19 protein-coding genes and 6 pseudogenes are annotated in these 21,287 nt (G+C 68.2%); 12 read left to right on the forward strand and 13 right to left on the reverse strand.

The window, feature by feature from the left end; all coding sequences use genetic code 11:
* Window positions 1–125: 125 nt before the first annotated feature.
* Both ACH4S8_RS35215 and ACH4S8_RS35220 read right to left on the reverse strand, forming a co-directional pair.
* Window positions 126–1,679 (reverse strand): hypothetical protein, encoded by a 1,554-nt coding sequence (locus tag ACH4S8_RS35215; protein WP_398401492.1) that lies wholly within the window; start codon window positions 1,677–1,679, stop codon window positions 126–128.
* A gap of 76 nt (window positions 1,680–1,755) precedes the next feature.
* A complete protein-coding gene (locus ACH4S8_RS35220; protein ID WP_398401494.1) occupies window positions 1,756–2,406 on the reverse strand; it encodes a hypothetical protein in 651 nt (216 codons plus the stop codon).
* Window positions 2,407–2,556: 150 nt separating this feature from the next.
* Here ACH4S8_RS35220 and ACH4S8_RS35225 point away from each other — a divergent pair, with 150 nt between their 5' ends.
* The 4 genes and pseudogenes from ACH4S8_RS35225 to ACH4S8_RS35240 all read left to right on the forward strand — a co-directional run bounded on the left by ACH4S8_RS35225 (window position 2,557) and on the right by ACH4S8_RS35240 (window position 4,277).
* On the forward strand, window positions 2,557–2,865 hold the full coding sequence (locus ACH4S8_RS35225; protein WP_398401496.1) for a hypothetical protein: 309 nt from the start codon (window positions 2,557–2,559) through the stop codon (window positions 2,863–2,865).
* Between the two features lie 72 nt (window positions 2,866–2,937).
* A complete protein-coding gene (locus tag ACH4S8_RS35230) occupies window positions 2,938–3,486 on the forward strand; it encodes an isochorismatase family protein (protein WP_398401498.1) in 549 nt (182 codons plus the stop codon).
* Window positions 3,487–3,688: 202 nt separating this feature from the next.
* Window positions 3,689–3,844 (forward strand): annotated as a pseudogene (locus ACH4S8_RS35235) (helix-turn-helix domain-containing protein); the annotation flags it as partial.
* Between the two features lie 43 nt (window positions 3,845–3,887).
* Window positions 3,888–4,277: a hypothetical protein gene (locus tag ACH4S8_RS35240; protein WP_398401569.1), complete on the forward strand. Its 390-nt coding sequence runs from the start codon at window positions 3,888–3,890 to the stop codon at window positions 4,275–4,277.
* A 78-nt stretch (window positions 4,278–4,355) separates the two neighbouring features.
* Here the strand turns inward: ACH4S8_RS35240 and ACH4S8_RS35245 are convergent, their stop codons facing one another.
* From ACH4S8_RS35245 to ACH4S8_RS35260, 4 genes are all read right to left on the reverse strand, one after another.
* Window positions 4,356–5,636, reverse strand: a complete 1,281-nt coding sequence (locus tag ACH4S8_RS35245) for a hypothetical protein (protein WP_398401500.1) — start codon at window positions 5,634–5,636, stop codon at window positions 4,356–4,358.
* Window positions 5,637–5,674: 38 nt separating this feature from the next.
* Entirely contained in the window at window positions 5,675–6,943 is a 1,269-nt protein-coding gene (locus ACH4S8_RS35250) for a sensor histidine kinase (protein WP_398401502.1), read from the reverse strand.
* Window positions 6,934–7,587, reverse strand: coding sequence for a response regulator transcription factor (locus tag ACH4S8_RS35255; RefSeq protein WP_398401504.1), 654 nt, complete (start codon window positions 7,585–7,587; stop codon window positions 6,934–6,936). The genes ACH4S8_RS35250 and ACH4S8_RS35255 overlap by 10 nt, the downstream gene beginning before the upstream one ends.
* 481 nt (window positions 7,588–8,068) lie before the next feature.
* Window positions 8,069–8,911, reverse strand: a complete 843-nt coding sequence (locus ACH4S8_RS35260) for a hypothetical protein (RefSeq protein ID WP_398401506.1) — start codon at window positions 8,909–8,911, stop codon at window positions 8,069–8,071.
* 404 nt (window positions 8,912–9,315) lie between these two features.
* Here ACH4S8_RS35260 and ACH4S8_RS35265 point away from each other — a divergent pair.
* Window positions 9,316–9,561 (forward strand): annotated as a pseudogene (locus ACH4S8_RS35265) (sodium-dependent transporter); the annotation flags it as partial.
* A gap of 140 nt (window positions 9,562–9,701) precedes the next feature.
* Here the strand turns inward: ACH4S8_RS35265 and ACH4S8_RS35270 are convergent.
* The 3 genes and pseudogenes from ACH4S8_RS35270 to ACH4S8_RS35280 form a co-directional block, all read right to left on the reverse strand.
* Window positions 9,702–10,236: pseudogene (locus ACH4S8_RS35270) on the reverse strand (IS701 family transposase); the annotation flags it as partial.
* A pseudogene (locus ACH4S8_RS35275) lies at window positions 10,222–10,514 on the reverse strand (transposase family protein); the annotation flags it as partial. The pseudogenes ACH4S8_RS35275 and ACH4S8_RS35270, both read right to left, overlap by 15 nt.
* Window positions 10,515–10,548: 34 nt before the next feature.
* Entirely contained in the window at window positions 10,549–10,962 is a 414-nt protein-coding gene (locus tag ACH4S8_RS35280; protein ID WP_398401508.1) for a hypothetical protein, read from the reverse strand.
* Between the two features lie 220 nt (window positions 10,963–11,182).
* Between ACH4S8_RS35280 and ACH4S8_RS35285 the strand changes: the two genes are divergently transcribed.
* Window positions 11,183–11,635 carry a DUF5959 family protein gene (locus ACH4S8_RS35285; RefSeq protein ID WP_398401510.1) on the forward strand — a complete coding sequence of 151 codons (453 nt, stop codon included), beginning with the start codon at window positions 11,183–11,185 and terminating at the stop codon, window positions 11,633–11,635.
* Between the two features lie 540 nt (window positions 11,636–12,175).
* Window positions 12,176–12,832 (forward strand): hypothetical protein, encoded by a 657-nt coding sequence (locus ACH4S8_RS35290; protein ID WP_398401512.1) that lies wholly within the window; start codon window positions 12,176–12,178, stop codon window positions 12,830–12,832.
* A gap of 63 nt (window positions 12,833–12,895) precedes the next feature.
* Here ACH4S8_RS35290 and ACH4S8_RS35295 read toward each other — a convergent pair whose 3' ends face one another.
* The gene (locus tag ACH4S8_RS35295) at window positions 12,896–13,870 is read right to left on the reverse strand and encodes a LacI family DNA-binding transcriptional regulator (RefSeq protein WP_398401514.1); all 975 of its coding nucleotides are present in this window, start codon (window positions 13,868–13,870) and stop codon (window positions 12,896–12,898) included.
* Window positions 13,871–14,000: 130 nt separating this feature from the next.
* On the opposite strand from ACH4S8_RS35295, the gene ACH4S8_RS35300 reads away from it, so the two are divergent.
* The 3 genes from ACH4S8_RS35300 to ACH4S8_RS35310 all read left to right on the forward strand — a co-directional run bounded on the left by ACH4S8_RS35300 (window position 14,001) and on the right by ACH4S8_RS35310 (window position 17,223).
* Window positions 14,001–15,296, forward strand: a complete 1,296-nt coding sequence (locus tag ACH4S8_RS35300; protein WP_398401517.1) for an MFS transporter — start codon at window positions 14,001–14,003, stop codon at window positions 15,294–15,296.
* A gap of 60 nt (window positions 15,297–15,356) precedes the next feature.
* Window positions 15,357–16,961 (forward strand): family 43 glycosylhydrolase, encoded by a 1,605-nt coding sequence (locus ACH4S8_RS35305; RefSeq protein ID WP_398401519.1) that lies wholly within the window; start codon window positions 15,357–15,359, stop codon window positions 16,959–16,961.
* 91 nt (window positions 16,962–17,052) lie between these two features.
* Window positions 17,053–17,223 (forward strand): hypothetical protein, encoded by a 171-nt coding sequence (locus ACH4S8_RS35310; protein ID WP_398401521.1) that lies wholly within the window; start codon window positions 17,053–17,055, stop codon window positions 17,221–17,223.
* Window positions 17,224–18,255: 1,032 nt separating this feature from the next.
* Here ACH4S8_RS35310 and ACH4S8_RS35315 read toward each other — a convergent pair.
* Together ACH4S8_RS35315 and ACH4S8_RS35320 are read right to left on the reverse strand one after the other, a co-directional pair.
* Window positions 18,256–18,384: pseudogene (locus ACH4S8_RS35315) on the reverse strand (IS110 family transposase); the annotation flags it as partial.
* Window positions 18,385–18,518: 134 nt separating this feature from the next.
* Window positions 18,519–18,914 (reverse strand): hypothetical protein, encoded by a 396-nt coding sequence (locus ACH4S8_RS35320; protein ID WP_398401523.1) that lies wholly within the window; start codon window positions 18,912–18,914, stop codon window positions 18,519–18,521.
* Window positions 18,915–19,270: 356 nt separating this feature from the next.
* On the opposite strand from ACH4S8_RS35320, the gene ACH4S8_RS35325 reads away from it, so the two are divergent.
* Together ACH4S8_RS35325 and ACH4S8_RS35330 are read left to right on the forward strand one after the other, a co-directional pair.
* Window positions 19,271–19,822: a hypothetical protein gene (locus tag ACH4S8_RS35325; RefSeq protein ID WP_398401525.1), complete on the forward strand. Its 552-nt coding sequence runs from the start codon at window positions 19,271–19,273 to the stop codon at window positions 19,820–19,822.
* A 100-nt stretch (window positions 19,823–19,922) separates the two neighbouring features.
* Window positions 19,923–20,429: a hypothetical protein gene (locus ACH4S8_RS35330; protein WP_398401527.1), complete on the forward strand. Its 507-nt coding sequence runs from the start codon at window positions 19,923–19,925 to the stop codon at window positions 20,427–20,429.
* An 11-nt stretch (window positions 20,430–20,440) separates the two neighbouring features.
* Here the strand turns inward: ACH4S8_RS35330 and ACH4S8_RS35335 are convergent.
* Window positions 20,441–21,283, reverse strand: a pseudogene (locus ACH4S8_RS35335) (IS5 family transposase).
* Between the last annotated feature and the right edge of the window lie 4 nt (window positions 21,284–21,287).

Consider the following 21,287-nt stretch of genomic DNA (forward strand, 5'->3'; position numbering starts at 1 on the left):
CGTGGCGAACAGCACCCGCAGCGGTTCGGAGCTCAGCCGCTGCCGAGACGCGCATGCGGCTTCCCCGCCAAGGGTTCTTTGCCGCCGAGCGCGGCGTACCCGCCGCCGGTCCGTGGCGTACAGGCTCATCCTGTGCCCAGGCCCTCGATGGACGATCGGAGCAGAACGGCGGCACGGCCCTGCCCGTTGTGGCGCAGGCCGTCCGCAACCCGGCCGGCGGTGTCCCTCAGGCGCTCGGCGGAAACGCGGTCCATGGTGGGCAGATGGCGGCCGAGGGCCTCCACGTGCGGCAGCAGGACGGGCCACCACCACGCCTGCGACTGGTCGGACGTGGCTGACACCGCCTGGCGGTGCAGCAGTTCCACCGCCGCCGCCTGGAACACCGCTGCTTGGGTGGGCTCTGCGGCCAGGGCGTCGCGCTGCGCCTGCGCCACCGCGGGATCGAGGGCGAGGTAGCGATCCTGCTCGTCGATGGCCCGGTCGGGGCCGAAGGTGTGCAGCAGGCCCAGGCTTCGGAGCGTCCGGACGGCCACATAGAGCTCGCCGTCGGTGAACGAGGGCGCCAGATCGCCGTCGGGATGGTCGCCGGAAAGGCCGGGGATCAGGCGGTCCAGCTCCTCGGGAACGAGCAGTTCACTCGGGAAGGAGGAAACGGCGAACCAGCTGAGCAGCCGCAGGATCGGGCGGGCTTCTGGTATCCCGCGTCGGGCCGCCAGGTCGAGGGCCAGTTCGCACACCGCCGCGAGCGTCCCCAGCTGTGGTGCGCCGGGGTCTGACACCCCACGTCGTGCCGCATCGGTGTCCAGCAGGGTCTCGTAGTCGCGGTAGGCGCAGGCGTTCACCACCGCCTTCGGCGTCGAGCTGATGTGGAGGTGGTTTCCGGCGATGCGCAGGGCGAGGGGATGGCCGCCGAGCCGGTCGGCCAGGTGGTCGGCCTCCTTCGAGGTCCCGGCGGCCGCCCCACCTCGGCGTCGTAGCTGCTCGCCCGCGGGTGGGGTGGGCAGCGGGCCGACCGGGGTCACGGTGATCCACGGGGGCCATGCCTCGCGGTCGCCGAGGCGCGACGTCACAATGATCTGACCGAAACCGTCCCGGAATGCTTGGCGGAGATTTCGACGGAGCAGGCCGGCGGGCGACCAGGCCCGGGCGACCATCCGTGGGTCGTCCAGCCCGTCCAGCAGCAGCACCCAGTTCTTCGGGCTCTGCAGTAGGGCATTCAACGCCCGCTCTTCCGGGGTTTGTTGCCCGTACGGCCGGTTGTCCCCGCCTTTCGCGGCCCCCCTGGCAGTGAGTCGGCGGGTCAGGTCGGTGAGGCCTGCCGCGAGTGATGACTCGTCATGGGCGTTGACGAAGTGGACGTCCGATCCCTCGTTCCAGTGGTAGGGGTCGAAGTAGCTGCGGGAGCCGGTGTTGGTCCGGTCCAGAGCGAGCAGGGTCTTGCCCGTGCCGGCCGGGCCCACGAGGACATGAACGGGGACGCTGATCCCGATCCACCGCCGTCGCCACGGGCCGGTTCCTGCGCCCCGGTTCTTGACCTTCGCACGCCCGCGGCTGCCCTGAGCGCGTGCCTTCACGACGTACGGCGGGACGGTCGGGTGGTACCTCTCCCGGGCACCGAACTGCTTCGGATGCAGGTAGAACGGCGGTTCCCACCACTGCAGGCTCTCGGTCTCCGGCACTTCGGTTGCTTCTTTCGTCGGTCAGGGGGCGTGCGCCGCTGAAGGAACAGGTGCCGGGCACTCAGGCATGGGGAGGTCAGGGGACGACCGGCCGGCAGGTCGGCGATGCGCGCAGGATCGGGGCCAGCAGCAGGAAGACACTGACGGCGGCGGTGGCGATCCAGACCGCGTAGTGGGCCATGGCGCCCATGCGGTGCCGGCTGAGGGCCGAGGCGGCGCTGCCGACTGCCGCACCGAGGGCCAGTGCCGCGACCAGGCAGGCCGGGACCATCAGCGCGGGCTCGAGGTGGGCGGGGACAGGGGGCGCGGTCATCTCGCAGAGATCAGCGGCTCCTATGAAAAGCATCAGCAGGGCCATCAGACTTGCCGTCACCGCCGCCGCCCACGCCAGGGTGCTCAAGGCGCGGCCGAGCAGGTGCCGACGCCGATCGGAGGTGTCGAGCCGGACGGCGCTCGCCAGGGCCGCCGTCATCAGCAGGGCCGGCACGGTGAGCAGAACCGGAACGAGCAAGCCGGTGGTGTGCCGGGGCGCGTTGCTGTCCGACCAGTAGAAGAGGTCGAACGCCTCCATGACGGCTGCTTCCAGGAGCAGCCAGGCCAGCCCGTAGGCGGCGGTCCGGGCCGCGCCGCGCGGCACCCTGCGCACCGGCCACAGGGCCGCCGTCCGGTCCAGGCGCCTGCGGGTGCTCCCAGGCGTACCCGGAAGCCTTCCGTCGAGCGGTATCACCGTGGTGTCCTCCCGGTCCGTGTACTTGCGGCCACCGCGCCCGCTCGCGCGTGATCGCTCCAGGACACCGCTGTGGGTGCAGCAGCGAAGTCCCGTGTCTCACCTGTGGTGACTCGCCTGCGCCCTCGCCCGGTTCCGGGGTGCCCGCAGATGCCCGCAGTCGGTCACTTCCCGGAGCCGGAGCCGGAGCCGGAGCCGGAGCCGGAGCCGGAGCCGGAGCCGGAGCCGTTCCCGCGACTGCGGCCCGTGGCGGTGCTCGAAGGCATCGCCGGAGTGGACGCACGGAAGAATTGGCGACGGCTGGAGGAGGAGAAGGACTACATCCGCATGAACTCCATCTTCCGCTTCCTGTTCGCCGCTGTGATCATCCACCCCACCGGCAAGCGGGGTCAGGGGCTGGACTTCGACCGCATAGAGATCGAGCCCAACCCGCTCGACCAGGCGGTTTCGTTTGGATGACGGCTGGCCCGCTCGTCCTAGGCCGTCACTTGCCTGTCCAAGTTGCGGAGCCGAGCCGGATAAGCTCGAGGGATGCCGGACACCGCGCTGCTCATCATCGACATGCAGACTGCCTTGTTGCGCGACGTCTATGACGTCGAGGCTTGTCTGCACAAGGTCGCCGACCTGGCCGAGCAGGCTCGCTCCGCCGGGGTGCCGATCGTCTACCTGCGGCAACGGCTCCATGACGTGCCTGCTGATCTCGCCGACGTCCATCCGGCGATGGCGCCCCAGCTGCAGTCGGGTGATGTAGTACTGGACAAGGACAGCGCGGACTCCTTCCTCGACACCGGGCTCGGTGATCTGCTGGACGCGTGGTCGGTGTGCCGTGTGATCATCACCGGCTTCGCCACCGAGTACTGCGTTGACTCCACCAGTCGCGGTGCGCTCTCACGCGGCTACGACCTTGTGCTGGTTTCAGACGGACACACCACGCCGGAACGCCCACCTGGCGTTGCGCCGTCAGCCGCTCAGGTCATCGCCCACCACAACATGACCTTCTCAGCCATCCAGTACGCCGGCCGCTCCATCACGGTCACGCCGGCTGCGCACGTTCGCTTTGATACTGCACTGGCGAGTTGAGCGGTCCGGATTGGCGGACGGACCAGAGGCGGCCTGGAGCGTGTCTCTTTGGCTGGGTATATGTCCTGGTGGCGGGGTAGTTGAGGGTGCTCGGGGCAGGTGCTGGGCGATGGTTTTATGGGCACGACCGGAGTGTGACGAGGGTGAGCGGGCAGTCGTTGGCCGGCTGTCGCGGGCGCGGAAGGCGCCGCGGGATGTGGTGATGCGGGCCCGGATGATCGAGTTGAGCTGGTCGGGGATGCGGGTGCCGGCGATCGCGGTGGAGCTGGGCTGCAGCCAGAAGACGGTCCGCTGCTGGCTGCACCGTTTCAACCGGTCGGGCTTGCAGGGCTTGGACGATCTCGGCGGGCAGGGCCGCAAGCGACGCATCACCGGTCGAGGACGCCAACCCGACCGGGAAGATCTGGATCGCCACCGACAACCTGTCCTCCCACAACAGTGTGTCCACCCGGACCTGGCTCGAGGACCATCCCCGCATCCACCACGCCTTCATTCCCGTCGGCGCGTGCTTGCTCAACCTGCAGGAAGGCTGGTGGCGCATCTTCCGCAAAGCCGCCCTCGCCGGCCGGTCATTCGCCAACCGCGACGACATCGCATACACCACCACCCTGGCCACCAGCCAGCTCAACTCCTGTGCCAAGCCTTGGGTCCGGGGCAGGCCCGCACCGCCAACCCGCCGCTTACGGCGCCGGTGTGTGTACACCGTTCAAGGAACCCAGCACTGGCCGCATTCGCGCCGGAGATGCGCAGCAGCTCGGTCAGCACCTGATCGAAGGCGGCTGCCTCAATGACCATTGCGTCATGCCTCTCAAGCCCTGCGGGAGTGTGATCGGCGGTGGCTTCAGGGAAGCCACCGCCGATCAGCTCCGTCAGCGCATATCTGTGAGGAGGGTGTTGAGCTCAGCCTCCTGCTGTGCCGGCGACATCGGCGGGTTCGAGTGGTCGATGCCGAAGGTCTTCAGCACCTGGTCCATCTGGGCGTCGAGAAACGTCCAGCCGGTGTTGTCCAGCGGCTGCAACGTGGCCTGATCGGCATCCCAGAGATCTCGCAGGGACTGGGCAGCCTTGTGGGCACCGGACGCGTTCCCCGAGTGTGCGTCCTTGAGCGAGGCCGAAGCGAGTGCCTTCAGCGCGTCGACCTTCGCCGCCGGGAACTTCTTCACGGCCTGGCCGGGGGCGAGTTGAACGGTGGAGGTGGCGTCGTCCTCCGGCGCCGGTCCGACGTGCGGCTGGCTGTGCGCCCAGACCAGCAATGCCCCGGTGGCGACCGCGAGGAGGCCGAAGCCGGCCAGCGCGACACGCTCCCTTTGCGGATTGGCGGTGACCTGCGGGGTGTGCGTAGCGTCGTAGGTCTCGGTCACGTCGGAGCGCGTCACCGTCAGGTAGACGACGGTCGCCAGGATCAGACCAAGGAAGATCAGGCTGGTGGTGAAGGTGCCCAGCGCGAGGCCGGTCGGTTCACCGGGGCCCTGAGCGACCTTCGGTGCGGCAAGCCAGTCACCGATGTTGGCACCCAGCGGGCGGGTCAGGATGTAGGCGAGCCAGAAGGACAGCACCGGGTTCGCGCCGAACTTCCACAGCAGCGTGATCGCCGCGATGAGGCCGAGCGGCAGGAGGACCGACACTCCCGGGCTCCAGCCGGTGAGCTCAAGGGTCCAGTCGCCGGTCGCGGTCCCGAGCGCGAAGGTGACGAGAACGGTGAGCCAGTAGAAGGACTCACGCGAGCGCGTCGTGACCGAGTGGATCGAGAGGGTGCGCTCGCGCAGCCACCACACGCCGAAGACCACGGCGAGCATTACCGAGAACACGCTGGAGCTGATCCACAGCGGCACGTTGAGCTGGTCGGTCAGGATGTCGGTGTAGAGCGTTCCCGTGACGCTGACAACGACCACGGTCAGCCAGTACGGGAACGGGACGTACCGCTTCAGCCGCATCTGGACGGCCAGGACCACGACGAACACCGCGGTGAAGATCCACGCCGTGTTCACCAGGCCGACGCCCAGCTTCATGTTGATCCAGTCGGCGAAGCTCTCACCGACGGTCGTGCACAGGATCTTGATCACCCAGAACCAGATGGTGACCTCGGGAACCTTGTTCAGCATCAGCCGCCCGCTGCGGCGGCCGGCATCGACTTCGCTTGTCGTCGTCATGCGGCAAGGCTGGCTCGGCCAACCTGCACTCAACCTGACTACGCGATCGCCTCCGGCGTGGGGAAGGTCACCTCGACGCGACCGTGACCATCGGCGATCGCGCGAACCGCCACGCCCGCGGACGCGGCGAGGCGCTTCACCACGGCCAGCCCCAGCCCGTGCCCGCCGCCGCTGGTCACACCCGCTTCGAAGACCCGGTCCACCTCGGCCGGATCGAACCCCGGGCCATCGTCGAGGACATCGATCACGACCCCCTGCGGCTGGACGCGCCCCGTGACCCAGACGCGCGACCTTGCATGCCGCAGGCCGTTCTCCAGCAGGGGTGACAGCACAGCGACGACGAATTCCGTGGCCACGGCGACGTCGACGTCGGCCGGGACGGCGAGATCGATGGAGCGACCGGCGATCGCCTGTCGCGCCGCTGCCGTGAGATCGCAACAGGTACCGCCATCGATCCGTGACCGGGCGGAGCCCAGAATCGTCGTGATCGCCGTGTTCAGACGGTCGACCTCGGTCAGAACGGACTCCGGTGCCAGATGATGACCGGAAAGCTGAGCCAATTGCGCCTCACCCCGCAGGGCCGTCAAGGGGGTCCGCAATTCGTGGGCGATCTCATCGGTGAGCCGGCGCTCGTCGGCGAGCGCGTTGTCCACACGGTCGAGCAGGCGATCGAGAGTTCGCCCGAGCTCCCCGAACTCATCGCGCGGAACGCCGAGGTCGAATCGGTGCCCGGGTTCGTGATGGCCCCAGTCGTCGGCGAGCGCGGCCATTTCGTGGACCACCCGCAACGCACGACCCACCACGACGTGTGCGACGACGCCTGCGAGAAGGATGACGATGCCGCCCAACATGAGCGACATCATCAGGCTGCGCTGCTCCGACGTCTCATACGGAGTCAGGTCCACCTGCACGACCGCCATCACGTGGTGGCCTTCGAGCTTGATCGGCCGGGCGTACAGAAGGTGACTGCCGACCGTGGTGGTTCGGGACTGCCCGGAACCGACCAGCACATCGACGCGGTCAAGGACGCTGTCCGGCACGATCCCGTCGATGAGGTGCCCATCGGCATACACCCACGAGACCGTGTCCAGCGCTTCGTTGCCACCCTCGATCAGCACGACGTGGCGACCGCGTACGACCACGTTCGCCGCCACTGCCTCGGCGCGGGTATGCGCCAGAGTGTTCGCATCCACGTCGGTCACCTGGCTCAGCAGCACGTGTGAGACCACCACCAGCACGGCGACCACCGCTGTTGCGATCAGAACCGCGAGCGCGACAACCCTCCCACGGAAGCCCGTCACTCCCATCGATAGCCCACCCCACGGACCGTCGCCAGGCGATCGGCCACGCCCAACGTACCGAGTTTGGTCCGTAGCCGCCGGACAAAGGAGTCAAGGGTGTTGTCGCTGACCTGCGCGCCGTGCGGCCAGCCGGCGGCAACGAGGGCGTGGCGGCGCACGGCGTCGCCCTGCGAAGCGACCAGTCTGCCCAGCAACCGGAACTCGGTCGGCGTGAGATTCTCGCTCGTCGAACCGTGGATCACGACGTGCTTCGCCGGGTCGAGAATGACGCCACTCTGCGGGGTCGCCGCGGTTGTTCTGCGTAGCAGGGCGCGAACCCTCACCAGGAGCTCCGGGATGTCGAACGGTTTCGTCATGTAGTCGTCGGCTCCCGCCTCGAAGCCGCCCACCTTGTGGTGCATGCCATCCAGAGCGGTGAGCATCAAGACCGGAGCATCGACGCCACGTGCCCGCAGCGCCAGGCAGACATCGCGGCCGTCGGCGTCCGGGAGCCCCAGATCCAGGACGATCAGGTGTGGGGTCGGCTCGAGGTTGCCCAGCAGGCTGTCCGCCGTGGGGGCGACGGCGATCCTGTGGCCGTCGTGCTCAAGGGCGCGCTTGAGCACGTCACGGACAGCCGCGTCGTCCTCACACACCATGATGAAAGCCACGTGCTGCCCCTAGGTCGTCCAGCCGGAGTGCATCATTCTTCGCGGTCGCCACACTTGCCTTCCGTGGGACTCATGACGACGTCCCCTTCCGGCGCGGATGGACGGTCCTCGCCCCCGGCGAGCTGCCGTGCATCCGCGCACCGTTCCTTCGGAACGATGAGCGCAGACCGGACGCCTAAATGACTACAGTCTTGTAGACGCCACCTGGAACCTTAACCGCTCACCGGGGGGCTCCCGCATCTCGCGTCGAGGCGACCGACAGAAGGCCCCCCGTCTCCGGCCGAATGTCGTCCCGGTCCCCGTGGCACGCTCACGGTACCCCTGCCCCTACATGATGTAGTAAAAGACTAGAAATCGTTTGGAAGCTCACATTTTGCAAACAAAGTCCGATCGCGCAGCACAGCGCTCGTCCCCATCCGATTCAGCGACCTGCGCCACAGTCGCCACGCGCGGCCCATGTGTCTGATCTTGCCCAGGCCACTCAGGCCACGTGCCGACTGTCGTGCTCCGGGTCGGTGACGTCCACACGCGTTGCGGCCAGGTATACGACCAGTCCGAGTATCACCATCAAGAACAGTGCACTGGTCACGACCGTACCCAGCTCCAGACCACCGTCGCCGCTCGGTCGGGAGAGGTAGTCGCCGATGGAGGCGCCGAGCGGACGGGTCAGGATGTAGACGGTCCAGAAGCTCCACACCGCGTCCAGGTCGAGCTGGAAGTGTGCCAGGCCCACAGCGGCGATGGCGAGGCCGAACAGCACCGCGGACAGCCAGTAGCCCAGGTGCAGCCGCTCCGACACAAGGTCGCCGGCGGCGGTGCCGAGGGCGAAGGTGAACAGCACGGCCAGCCAGTAGAAGGACTCGCGGCTGGTCGTGTCGATGCTGTGGATCGACAGTGTGCGCTCGCGCCGGTACCAGACCACGAACACGATCGCGAGGGCGATCACGAAGACCGCGGAGGTCGTCTCGAGCGTGACGCCCGTGGCGTCGATGAGGCTGTCGCTGGCCAGGGTGCCGACGATGCTGACCAGGGCGACGGTCGGCCAGTACACACCCGCCCGGTACTCCGTGCTGCGGAACTGGGCGGCTAGCACGACGGCCAGCAACGTACTCATCAGCACCGACACCCCGGTCAGGCCGAGACCGGCCTTCTCGTTCAGCAGATCGGCCGCGGTGTCGCCGACCGTCGTGCAAAGGATCTTTATGGTCCAGAAATAGACCGTGACTTCGGGGACTTTGTTCCAGCCCGGCCGACGACCGGACGGCGGAACCGCACGCGGAGTCGCCACTGGGAACCCGGACGTCTCAGAGCTCTCAAAGGTCATGGTGTTCGACCGTGCCGCAGGGAACCTGAACACATCCTGACCACCGCGGGGCACCACGCACACCGCCGGACGCTTTGAAGCAGCATGGCCCCATGAACCATGGCTCGAATCGCCGCCGCATACCGCCCCTCCGTCCCTCACCAGCCGATACAACGGACGAAGGCCCCCTTGAGCACAGCACGACCCCCTTCCCACCCTCCGACTGAGCGTGCCGGCGTCTGGCTGAAGCACCGGCTGAACCAGGCGGTGGTCCTTTCCTGTACAGCCGCGGCACTGCTCCCTGCCCCGGGACTGTGGCTGCGGCGCGCCCACCGCCTGCCGCTCGGCCACGTGGTGCAAGTACCACTGCCCCCGCATCTGTCCTGCTGGCCCTGGTGCTCTGCTCAGTCGGGCTGCAGGTCCCCGTGCGGGCACTGGCCGGCGTCCTGCGCAGCCCCAGAACCTTGCTCGCCGGAATCGTCTTGCACCTGACGGTCCCGCTGCTACTCATCCCCGCCGTGGCATTTCTGCTGCACCGCACACCCGGCAGCGACGGCGGCAGCGGGCTGATCACCGTCATGATCCTCATCGCGGCCATGCCGGTCGCCGCCGGGGCGACGGTGTGGACAAGTACGGACGACGGCGATCAGCCGACGATGGTGGGACTCGTCCTCCTCTCCACCCTCCTCGGTCCCCTCACCATCCCCCTCTTCAACGAGGCCCTGTTGCCTCTGGTGGACGGCAGCGGTACGGCCGCCTCGCGGCTACCGGGCACACCACCTGCGGGTGGTGCAGGTGCCGGTCCAGCACCTCAGCAGGTCTTGGAGTGCGTCGAGGGTCTGGTAGAGGCTCGGGCCGGTTCCTCGACTTTTGGGTCGAGCCTGCGGAGGGTGAGGAAGGCCTGGGCTGCGGTGACGAGGGTGACGTGGTGGTGCCAGCCGCGCCAGGTGCGGCCCTCGAAGCGGTCGAGTCCCAGGCCGTGCTTGAGTTCGCGGTAGTCGTGTTCGATCCGCCGGCGCATCTTCGCCCACCGGACCAGGTCGGCGGCCGGTGTGGTGGCCGGCAGGTTCGATATCCAGTAGTCGGTGGGTGCGTCCTGGCCGTTTGGCCATTCGACCAGGAGGGTCTGGGTGGGCAGGACACCGTCCCACCGGTTGCGGCCGCCGCCCGATGCCTGAGCGGCTGCCAGGGACTGCTTGCCCGCGGGCCGCAGCGTCAGCACCATGAACCGTGAGGTCATCGCGCCTTTACTGCCGTGCCGCCAGGTCACCTCGGTGCATCGCTCCGCACCCACCTGCGCCGCGAGGGCGGAGACGGGCCCGGGGCGGGGTGCGGTAGCGGGGCTGGAGGGCGAGCATCGGTCCGAGGCGGTCGATGATGCGGTCGGTTGCCGACTTCGACACCCCGGACAGCGGCGCGAGCTGCCGCATCGTGAGGTTGGTTCGCCAGTATGCCGCGACCAGCAGGAGCCGGTCCTCCAGCGGAAGGCTCCATGGCCGGCCCTTGCGGACCGCGTCCGCACCTCGCAACGCAGAACCGTCACCGGCTTCCGCAAGACACGCGGGCTCAGCCCGGTGAACGGGGCTGTCCAGGGAGGCTCCGACGACTTGATCGCACCAGTCACGCCGCGATCGTCGCACCTGGAGAGGCACGATCATTCAGATGCGGGAGCTCAGCCGCAGTGCAAGCAGGCGGCGTGGACGAGCAGAGGACCCTCGAAGAGTCCCGAGCTTTCTCACCTCGTCGGTCTCAAGCTCTGGCCGGCCCACTAGGGCAAGGATGGCGACGTAGGGCCTTTCGCCCTCGTCGAGCTTCGCTGCAACGCCATCGAGCACAGCTCGGAGAACGATGCGGTTTGCCCCCGGGTGTTCGGCCAGGAGGCGAGGGAGCCGGTTGTCGTTCCAGACACTGTCGCGCGCCTTGCTCAGCTCCAGGAGAGCCGCGGGCGGGGTGTGAGGACTGGCGGCCAGAACCTGCCGGACGAAGGGGTACGGACACTGAACGAGGCGGTATAGGACAGAGCCGTCCTTCTCGGCACGCGCCAGTGCGAGGTAGTCGGCAGGCGTGGGCACGAGGGTGGCCTCTCAGGATGGTCGGAGCCGTCATCTTGCCATTGCGGCTGGCCATGAACAGGCAACGAGACCGCCCAACCGCGGCTCGCCCCAGCCGGCAGTCACGGGACAGCCTTTAGAACTCCTGACGGAGTGAGGCCGGAACAATCTGTTTGTGGACGAAGCTCTGGTTCAGCAGCATGAGCCCTGGCCGTGAAGGAAAACGGAACAGGGGTGCACGGTGGAACTGATCAGCCTCTCGGATGGCGACAACGGCTTCCGGGTACGTGTGCTGGGACGTCGGTCGCCAGGTGTGTTACATCTTCACGACCGGCTCGACGCAGAGGTCCTGATCACGAGCAGCTTCGTCAGCGGTTGCCTGGCCATGTCCCTGTTCCCTTCCGACCTGGAGGACTGGTCCCGTGCACTGGATCTCCTCGCCGCGGGTCAGGACATCTGCTGGAAGGGCGACGATCACAGCCCTGGGATCAGGATCCAGCCGCACAACGAAGAGCATGAGACTCCCTCTGTCCATGTAGAGGATCTGGGCAGTTCGTGCGTCTCCGTGCTTCTTCCCGTCAACCTTGAAGATGGCTGGATCGACGAGCAGCGGAGGCTGCTCGGGCAGGTGTTGAAGGAGTGGCCGAGCGAGGTCCTGCAGTCCTCACCAGGCGTCTATGAGTGGCGGCGCTGAACTGAAGCCAAGCGTCGCCAGCAGGTGAGTGTGCATCCGAGGGTGCGGAATGCTTCGTGGATGTCGTCGCGTATCTCCCAGCGGATCCGTGGCGGCGAGACCGGTGCAGGTGGGTGAAGGCGCGTTCCACGAACCAGCGTTGGGTGTCCAGGCCGGAGCCGTGGATGGGGGTTGCGTCGGCGGCCAGGCGTTGAGCAGATTTCCTCTCGGCATCTGCGGCCAGTACCCGGGCGTCGGCCCGTTCATCGACGGTGGGCTGCGTGGTTGCTTCGGGTGCAGGCGGGGGAGGGGGCAACGGCACGCCGCGAGGTCTGCGATGCGGCTCGCGCCGAGGGCGTGGACGCGGCAGAGGCAGAGCCCGTTCTCGTGGACAGAGCCACCGGGTAGCCCACTCGTCCGGGTCAGCGGGCGCGCGGACACCAGCTGGGGGATGCACGGTGGTGGTGCCGACGTCGCGGAGCTCCGGCCGGACCACGGCATCGTCCGCGTGCTCGGCCCACCCCGGGCGCGAGGCCGCTCATGCAACCACTAGGAGGAACCGTGCACGACAAGCCGCTCCTCAAGAGCGTCGGCGAACTGCTGCGCCGACGGCACGGCTCGGCGCGCCCTGCCGGCCAGATCGTGCAAGAGGGGTTCGCCCTGGACAGCGCGAAGGTCAGTGACTTCATCGCGGGCACGCTCAGTTCCCAGGACGAGGGGAAACTGGCCGACGAAGTGGCCGAGTTGCTACCCCATCACTGGGACATGCCCACCAAATCGGTGGAGGCACTGACCCCGCTCGTGGACCACTTCGGAAGCCAGCAGGAGCTGATGGCCTGGTTGGACGGCCACCCCGGACGGCCCCGGCTGACCGCGCGGATCTACGTCCTGCTCGGCCATCTCGACCAGTACAGCGAAGACCCCGCAGTACTCGCCGCGGTGCAGCATGCCCGGGCCCAGGACCCCTACCCCGACGGCCTGCGCGGCTACCTGACCCCCGAGACCAACGACGAGACCCTGGGTAGCCTCGCCTTCCGGATCGAGAAACTCCTCGGTGACAACCGCGAACAGGACGCCACCGCCCTCGCCCTGACCACCGCCGATTGGCTGCACCGCGCGGCGCAGAACGCCGAGGCCCCCGACGCCGACGTCCGTGAGATGGGCGAACTCATGGGCCACATGCACCAGGACATCAGTGAGGCAGCCCCGCACACCTGACCGGCCCGGCACTCTTCCGCGCCTTCACGGCCATCGCGGCAACCCTCCTATGCCACCGCCTCATCACGTCGAGGCTCGACGGACGACCCTGAGCCCCTGATCGGCCGGATAGTCAGGCCGTGCTTCCGATCCCTCCGAGTCCAGTGCCTGCAGGACGACGGACGAGGAGAACTGGGCCCACGCCGCCAGGTCGGGCTTGATCGTCGTCAGTGGGGGTGCCGAGACCAGGCCGTTCTTCTCTCCGTCCATGCCGATGACGGCCATGTCGTGCGGGCAGGCCAGTCCCGCGGTCCTGATCCCGTGCAGGACGACAAAGGCGACGTCGTCGTTGTAGGCCACTACAGCCGTCACACCTTCGCGATGCCAGCCCTGGACGATCGTGGCGGCGTCGGATCCGTCGGCGGCGAGCCTCGCCTCCCGCGGCTCGGGCAGGCCGAGCTCGCGGGCGGTCGCGCGCACCCCGGCTTCCCGCCCGGCACGGAAGGGTTCGAGACCGATCTCGTCGGTGCCGGCGAAGGCGATTTCGCGGTGCCCGAGATCGTGGAGGTGGCGGAGCTGCATCGCCCCGATCGTGTTCTGATACCCGAACCCAGGGGCATCGGGGTCGCTCAGCGAAGACACAACTCGGACGCCGGCGGCGGCGAGGAGCTCGGATTCCCCGGCGGGCAGCGGCACCATCGCGACGACGGCCGATGCGTCCAGTCGCTGTGCGACCTCGGCGATCGAGGCGCTGCCGCTGGACTGGAAGTGCGTCGAGAGCGTCAGGCCGCGAGTCGCCAGCTCGCTCGTCAGGGTCGCGGCCAGCTCGACGATCATCTCGCCGAGCCGCGCGTGTGGAAGCACGAGGAGGACGAGCCGGCTCTGTCCGGAGGCCAGACGCCGCGCGGCCTCATTGGGCCGGTACCCGAGCTCCTCGGCGGCCCTGCGGACGGCCTCACGGGTCTGATCGGAGATCTTCTGCCCGGTCTTGTTGTTGAGGACGTAACTCACCGTGGCGCGCGAGACGCCCGCCAGCCGAGCGACGTCGGAGCTGGTCACGCGCGGTATCTCGGCGGGTTCCACAGCTCTCCTCGCTGCATCTTGACAGGTACGTCCTTGCAGCTACTCTACCGCTTACGCGCGTCACTTACGCGCGTAAGTACAGGGAGGCGCAGTGGGAAGAACAACGATGTCCGCACCACGGAACCTGACCGATGAGCAGCTCCGCGGTGAGAACTCCGCGCAGGCCGCGGGCGACGACAGGCCGCTGCGGGGAACCGTGGGCCATGCCCGGCTCATCACCGCGCTGGCAGTCGGCGCACTGGCGTGGACGGTGCCGTTCATGGCGTCGATCATCGTGCTGCTGCCCGCACGCCTCGATCAGCTGGACGCGGCGCACAAGGTCACGGACTTCGCCACGGTCACCGTCGTCGGGTCGGTCGTCGCGTTGGTGGCCAACATCGTCTTCGGGGCGCTCTCGGACCGGACGCGGTCGCGCTTCGGCGCTCGCTCGCCGTGGATCGTCGCGGGTGCCGTCGGACTCGGGCTGTCGTTGGTCGCCCTCGGCGCCGCGCCGACGTTCACGGTCCTGCTGCTCGTGTGGTGTGTGCTCCAGCTCTTCCTGAACATGTTCCTCGCGCCCGTGACCGCGATCATGGCCGATCGCGTCGCGCCGAGCCGGCGCGGTGTGGCCGCAGGTCTGGCCGGCACCGCGACCATCATCGGCCAGGCGGCCGCCGCGGCCACGGGTGCGGCGTTCATCGGTCACCCGAGCGCCGGGTTCTTCGCCCTCGCCGCGCTGCCGGTCGTTGGCGGTGTCGCGGTCGTGCTGACCGCTCCCGACACGTCGAACCTCGACGTCCCCAGAGCCGCGCTCACCGCGAAGACGTTCCTGGAGACGTTCACCTTCCCGCGCAAGGCCGCGGACTTCTACTGGGCGCTCTCGGGCCGGTTCCTGCTCGTCATCGGCTACTTCCTGATCATGAACTACCAGCTGTTCATCCTCACCGACTACATGCACCTGTCCGACGCGGCGGCGGCCCGCGTCGTCATGCTCGCCGGCCTGGTCACCGTGGTCGTGGGCATCGTCGCGGGGCTCGCCACCGGCCCGCTGTCCGACCGCATCGGGCGCCGCAAGCTCCCCGTGATCGCCTCGACCGTCCTCATCGGCGCCGGCGCGCTGATCCCCTTCCTGGCCGCGGACAGCTGGGCGATGCTGGCCTTCGCTGGCGTGGGCGGGTTCGCCATGGGCATGTACGGAGCGGTGGACCAGGCCCTCGTGGTCGAGGTACTGCCCAACAAGGCGACCGCCGCCAAGGACCTGGGCATCCTCAACATGGCCAACACCGGCGGCCAGATCGTCGCACCCGCCATCGCCGCGGCCGTGATCGCCGGAGCAGGCGGCTACCGCTCACTGTTCCTGGTCTGCGTGATCGCGTGCGTGCTCGCCGCGGCCTGCATCCTTCCGATCAAGAGCGCACGCTGAGCCGTACGTCCCACGCCGCCGACACCCACAACGCGCCGTACGCACGAAAGGCCCGCACCCGTGAGCACCACGATCGCAGACATTCCCCTGGGCACGGGGGAGCGGTCCGTCAACCCGTTCCTGCCCGGCAACGAGTTCATCCCGGACGGGGAGCCGCGCGTGTTCGGCGACCGTGTCTACCTCTACGGTTCCCACGACGTGGCGGGCTCCTCGACGCGCATGTGCGCGGGGGACTACGTCTGCTGGTCGGCGGCGCTCGACGACCTCGCGCACTGGCGCTATGACGGCGTCATCTACCGCAGGCTCCAGGACCCGTATGTGCGCAGCGTCGCGGACAAGCGGGACCCGAACGGAATGGTGTCGGGTCTGTTCGCCCCGGACGTCATCCGCATCGACGACGCCTACTACCTGTACTACGGCGTCGGGATGTCCACGTCCGGGTTCGGCGTCGCGAAGGCGGCGTCGCCGACGGGGCCGTTCGCATACGTGGGGCGGGTCCGTCACCCGGAGGCGGACAAGCCGGCCGGGTGGCGCGACGACCAGGACGGCATCGACGACGGAGACCTGGCCTTCGGCAAGGGCACCGGACTGTTCCACCGCGGCCGGATGTCGAAGGAATTCCCCTACGACCCCGCCCTGCTGCACCACGACGGGCGGCTGTTCCTCTACTTCGGTCTCGGCAACTGCTCGGTGGTCGAGCTGGACCCGGCCGACAAGCGCACCGTCGTACGCAACGAGACGACGGGCGAGTACGTGACGCCGATCTTCCGCGCGAGCGCGATCGGGCCCGCACTCGCTCTGGCCTCGGGCCGACGCCGTAGGACGGCATTCATGAACGGCCCGTCCATTCGGGAGATCGACGGCCGGTTCTGGCTGTCCTACTGGGCCGTCGGCGGCAACAGCTTCTGCGGCATGTATCACGCGGTCGCCGACCATCCGCTCGGCCCGTTCGAGCCGGTGGGTCCGCTCGTCTCGCTCGGCAACGCGTGGAAGAACACTCCGCCGGAGCCGACGGACCGCAGGGGGAACACCCACGGCGGGATGTTCGAGGCCGGCGGCACCTGGTACCAGGTCTATCACCGCCACACCGCGGACGGACGGCAGGCCTGCGCCACACCCCTCACACGCGCGCCGCACGGCGGATTCGAGCACGCCGAGTACACCTCCCGGGGCCTGGACGCCTCCGACCTCGACGCGTTCCGGGCCTGGCCGGCCTCCATCGCCTGCCACCTGGTGGGACCGCGCGGCCTGCCGGGCCGTTCCCGGCGCCCGTCGATCGTGCTCCGCGAGGACCCGCGCGGTACCGAGGACGAGTCGGGGCGGCACACCCTCCAGGTCGTCGGCAACACCCACCGCGGCGGCACGATCGGCTTCAAGTACCTCGACTTCGGCCCCGACCAGGTCCCGCACACCCTTCTGGTCGAGATCGACGCGCGCAGCACCGGCCGGATCCAGGTGTACGTCGACGCACCGCACACCGGCACGCGCATCGCGTCCGTCGCAGTCCCGGAGAGCGCGGTCGGCGCCGGATGGTGCACCATCGAGGCCGAGACGGCGCCCGTGGCCGGTTCGCACGCACTGTTCATGGTGTTCGAACCGGACCGCGGTCAGCTCGGCGACCTGTCCTTGTTCGCCTTCCGGCGCCGCGAGGACGACGCCGAGTGATCGGAGCGTGAGCCCATCGCGGGCCTCGCGCAGGTCTCCGCCGCTCGCCTCACGGCCGCTCAGTGACCGTGAGACGAGCGACGGAGGCGCGGTGAGCCTTGTGCCCGGCCTGCCCGGCCTGCCCGGCCTGCCCGGCCTGCCCGGCCTGCCCGGCCTGCCCGGCCTGCCCGGCCTGCCCGGCTGTGCTGGCGGCGAGGGTGATGCTTTGCTCGGCTCTGACACCGGCGAGTTCGCCTGTTCGACAGTCGCCAATTCTTCGTGAAGTCCAGTCCACTGGTGGCCATGCGTGATTGCCGACGGCGATGTCAGCGACTGTTGCCAGGACGGTCGTCATGACTCACACCACGGGGACGGTCAGCCAGGGACCCGGCCATGACCACGGCTGGACTTTCAACGGACACTCGGCGGCGAACGACTGGGCGTCAGCCGAGGAGCAGTTGGCTGGGATGCTCGCCTCCTGGGCGGAGCACATGCCCGCGCAGGCCCCGGGGGACTGGGCGGGCTTCAAGCTCTGGGCCGCGCGGGACTGGGGACGCACTATGACCGTTTCCTGCATTCGTCGGACACCGGCGCCGTGTTCCACCTCGCCATCGAGGACCGGGACCGGGAGCAGACGCCCGAGTGTGCGGCGGAGATACGCGCTCGTGGCCGGCAGGACGTCGACGAGCACCGATGGTGGTGCGCCATGCAGCCCGAGGAGGAGAGGATCCGACGGCGGCCGCCGCCCTCGTGCGCGTGGCCATTGCCGATCCCCGGTCCCGCGGCACCATGTGCCCCGACGAAGTGACCGCGTGGGACATCAGCGCCGGTGACCACGGCGAACTTGTGGGTGCCTGGCATCGGGGTCAACGTGCAAACGCGCCGCGGAGAGCATTACTAGAGCGGTTGCAGAAGCGGTACAGCGGTTAGCGGTGCGATGGAGATTTGAGTTCCGGCGGCGGCCCGGTGTGCTGGGTGACCAGGTGGACTGCGCCAGAACGCTGTGACTGGGATCCCCGCGGGGAGCTTCGGCCCCTCCTTCCTGGGGGGCTGCTTGCGTATACCTCATCGCCGTCCCGGCCGCGATGCCGAACATCCGCGTCAAGTGCCCTGGGGTGCCGATGAGTTGGGCCTCGTGGCTCATGCGGTCCTGCCAGAGGGGCCGTGCGGGAATCGCGGTTTCCTCGAAGGTGTACTGCAACAGCCCGTTGCTGACGAGGGTTTCGCGATGTCCAGGGCGGTCTGGCTGACGACCAGCAGGTGGGGTTGGCGGAGGCCGGCCAGGTCCGCTGTCGTCGGCGAAGCCAGTCGACGAGGAGCCCGATGGCGAGCGGATCGAGGACTCGGTGTCCGTGCGCAGGATGTTCGCCAGGACGACGGCATCCTGGCGGTCGGACTTCTTGCGGGAGACGGCGTGCCGGTTGCGATAGCCGGCGACGGCCACTGTCACGGTGCTCGGCGAGCAGGTGCAGCAGAACCTGCACCAGACCCGCCGGCCGCGTCGTCGCTGGTATTGAATGCGACCTCTGGCGGGGTGCGGCGTTATGCCGAAACTCGCCGGAGAGCCGCACGTTTGCTTCAGTCGTCAGACGAGATCAGGCAGTCTTTCGACGGGATACCGGTGAGTTCACACGCGGCCACGTCATCCTGGCTCATGGATGGGTGTTGCTGGAGATACGCCGCTGTCGCGCGGGTCCCGGCGTCGAAGCAGGTCGGATTCTGTCCCACGATCAGGCTGAGGATCTTCAGCCGAGCTGTGGCGATCTCGTACTGTCTGGTGGTGTCGTTCCCTTGGGCGATCCGTTGCTGCTGCTTCCGGAACTGGCCGGCCCGCACCTCGAAGTCCTGCTTCGTCTGTTCGCACCTGGTCGATTGCTCGGACGCGCCGTCGTCCGGCGTCGCCCCGACGGCATAGCCGCCCAGAGCGAGTGTGATTGCTCCCGCGCTGACCAGCGCGATCATCGAACGCTTCATGGCCGGGGATCGTATACGCCCAGGTGAGGCCGCTCGTCACCGGCGCCCGCCGGCCTGCCGTGGATGAGCCTCTAACGCTGGCGACAGGGGTCGCAGGCGTTGGCGCCCCCGCTTGCGGTCACCATTGCTGATGGCCGGCGCGTCAGCGGTCAGCGAGTCATTCGGGCGGGCCCCGGAAACCGGATGCGAGGCATGCGGCTGGGGTCTGCTGCAGGTTTGGCGGGCGTTGCAAGGGCCTCAGCCCGGCCAGGCTGGTGGATGCCAGGGTGCCTCTGGCCATGCCTCGATCGTCTGTCATGCTGCGCGGGCAAGCATGCACGGACCGGCCGCGTACGGTCGGGGGAGGCGGGACGGACATGACGGAATCCCAGGTGAGCGGAGCCTCGGCCCCGGAGACGATCCGCTTCCGGCCCGGCATCTGGCAGTGTGTGCCGCCCGTGCTCCTTATGACCGTGTGCCTGTGGTTCGGCCCCGTCCTGGGGACGGTCACCGGTGTCGGCCGGCCGGCGTTCGACGCATGGACCCTTGCCATGTGGATCGTGTTGGTGGTGTTGGTGGCTTCACCCTTCGGGGTCACGCTGACCCCGTCGGCCGCCCGGGTGCACGACTTCCGCCGCCGTACCGTTCCGTGGGCGTCCGTGCAGAGCGTCCGCGTCGAGCAGGTCATGGGAGGCCGGGTCGTGGTGCTGTACGAGGCCGACGGTCGCCGCACCCGACTCCGGGCACCGGTCACCGGATTCCTTCAACGGGACCGCGGCTTCGAGGAGAAGTTCCACATCATTGGCCAGTGGTGGTTGGCGCATCGCGGCACTGACTGGACTGCCCTGCCACCTACCTGGCCCGTGTCCTCGTGGGCCCCCGCCCCGGGACAGCCGGCGCCGCCGCCCGGCGCACCGCTGGAACTCTGAAAGAGAGCTTTGTCCCGCTAGGGGTGTTTGAGGAGTGGCCGGTCGGCTGCCGCTCGGGCTGCATCGAGTTGACGTGAGGAAGCTCTGACAAGATGACGTAATGTTCGATTTTGGCATCGCGGGTTACCAGCCGCTGTGGCTGAACCGCCGCAGTGACGTCGTGCGGGAGCATGCGCAGCGCCTGCGTGGTCTTGCCGGCCGGACTCTGACGAGAGTCTGGATGGTCTGGGATCGCCAGGACGACGAGTGGTTCTGTGACTGCCCGGTCTTGTTCGACTTCGAGGGTGAGCAGGTCGAGATCAATCATCATAAGTTCGACGATCTTTCCCTCACATGGAACACGATCGACCCCAACGCCCCGGTCCGGTGGCCAGACTTCGACCTGCAGTGGCGTTCCGACCCTCTTCCCGAACTGCACGCTCTGCGGGGCCTGTCTCTCAAAGGGGTCGAACTGCTCGAGTGGACAGGCAAGGGTCTGACTCAGGGAAACGTCGACGTCAGTTTCGTCTTCGAGACGAGTCGGGTGACCGTTCTCAATGCTCTCGACGAGAACGGGCTGAGCTTCGCCCCGCCTGATCCGCATCAGCGGTCCCACCCGCTTCACTGAAGCCCCTGGAGCTAGGTATGACGCCAGTTCGGGGTGGATTCTCGGGTGAGCCTGCGGCTCGTGAGGTCGATCATCGCGATACGGATCATGGCTTCGGAACGGTGTGGATGGGTTTCGTAGTCGTGGGCGAGCCGCCGGTGGTTCATGAGCCGTCCGAAGGTCCGCTCGACGGCCCAACGTCGGGAGATGACCTTGAACCCCTTTTGGTCAGGGTCCCGGCGGGCGGTCTCGACGTCGATGCCGAGGGTGGCGCCGTGGTCGATGGCCTTGGTGCGGTAACCAGTGTCGGCCCAGGCTTTCGTCACGCGCGGATGGACCTTGGCGATCTTCGAGAGCAGGCTGATGCCGCCAACGTTGTCGGACACGCTCGCCGCGGTGACCCAGACTGCCAGCAGAAGACCGAGCGTGTCGACACCGATGTGGCGCTTGCGACCCGCGATCTTCTTGCCCGCGTCGATGCCCTGACCAGCGGCCGGGACGTTCGCTGATGTCTTGACGCTCTGCGCGTCCAGCACGCACGCACTCGGCTCGGCATTCCGGCCTTCGGCTTCTCGAACCAGCCTACGGAGCAGTCCGTTGAGCTGGTCGAACACTCCGTCCTTCCGTCAGGCCGCGAAGTATCCATACGCGGTTTCCCCCGGCGCGAAGTCGTGCGGTAGGTACCGCCACGGGATCCCTGTGCGATCGACGTAGAGGACCGCGTCCATGATCCGACGCAGATCATGTTCGGGCGGCCGCCCGATGTCGAGGCCTTTCCCTCTCCGCTCGGCCCTCCAAGCCGACAGAATGGGCTCGAGTAGTTTCCATCGGGCATCGGACAGGTCACTGGGATACGGCCGCGGTCGTTGGTACATGTTT

The sequence above is a fragment of the Streptomyces sp. NPDC021080 genome (assembly GCF_044333225.1).
In the GTDB taxonomy this organism is placed as follows: Bacteria; Actinomycetota; Actinomycetes; order Streptomycetales; family Streptomycetaceae; genus Streptomyces.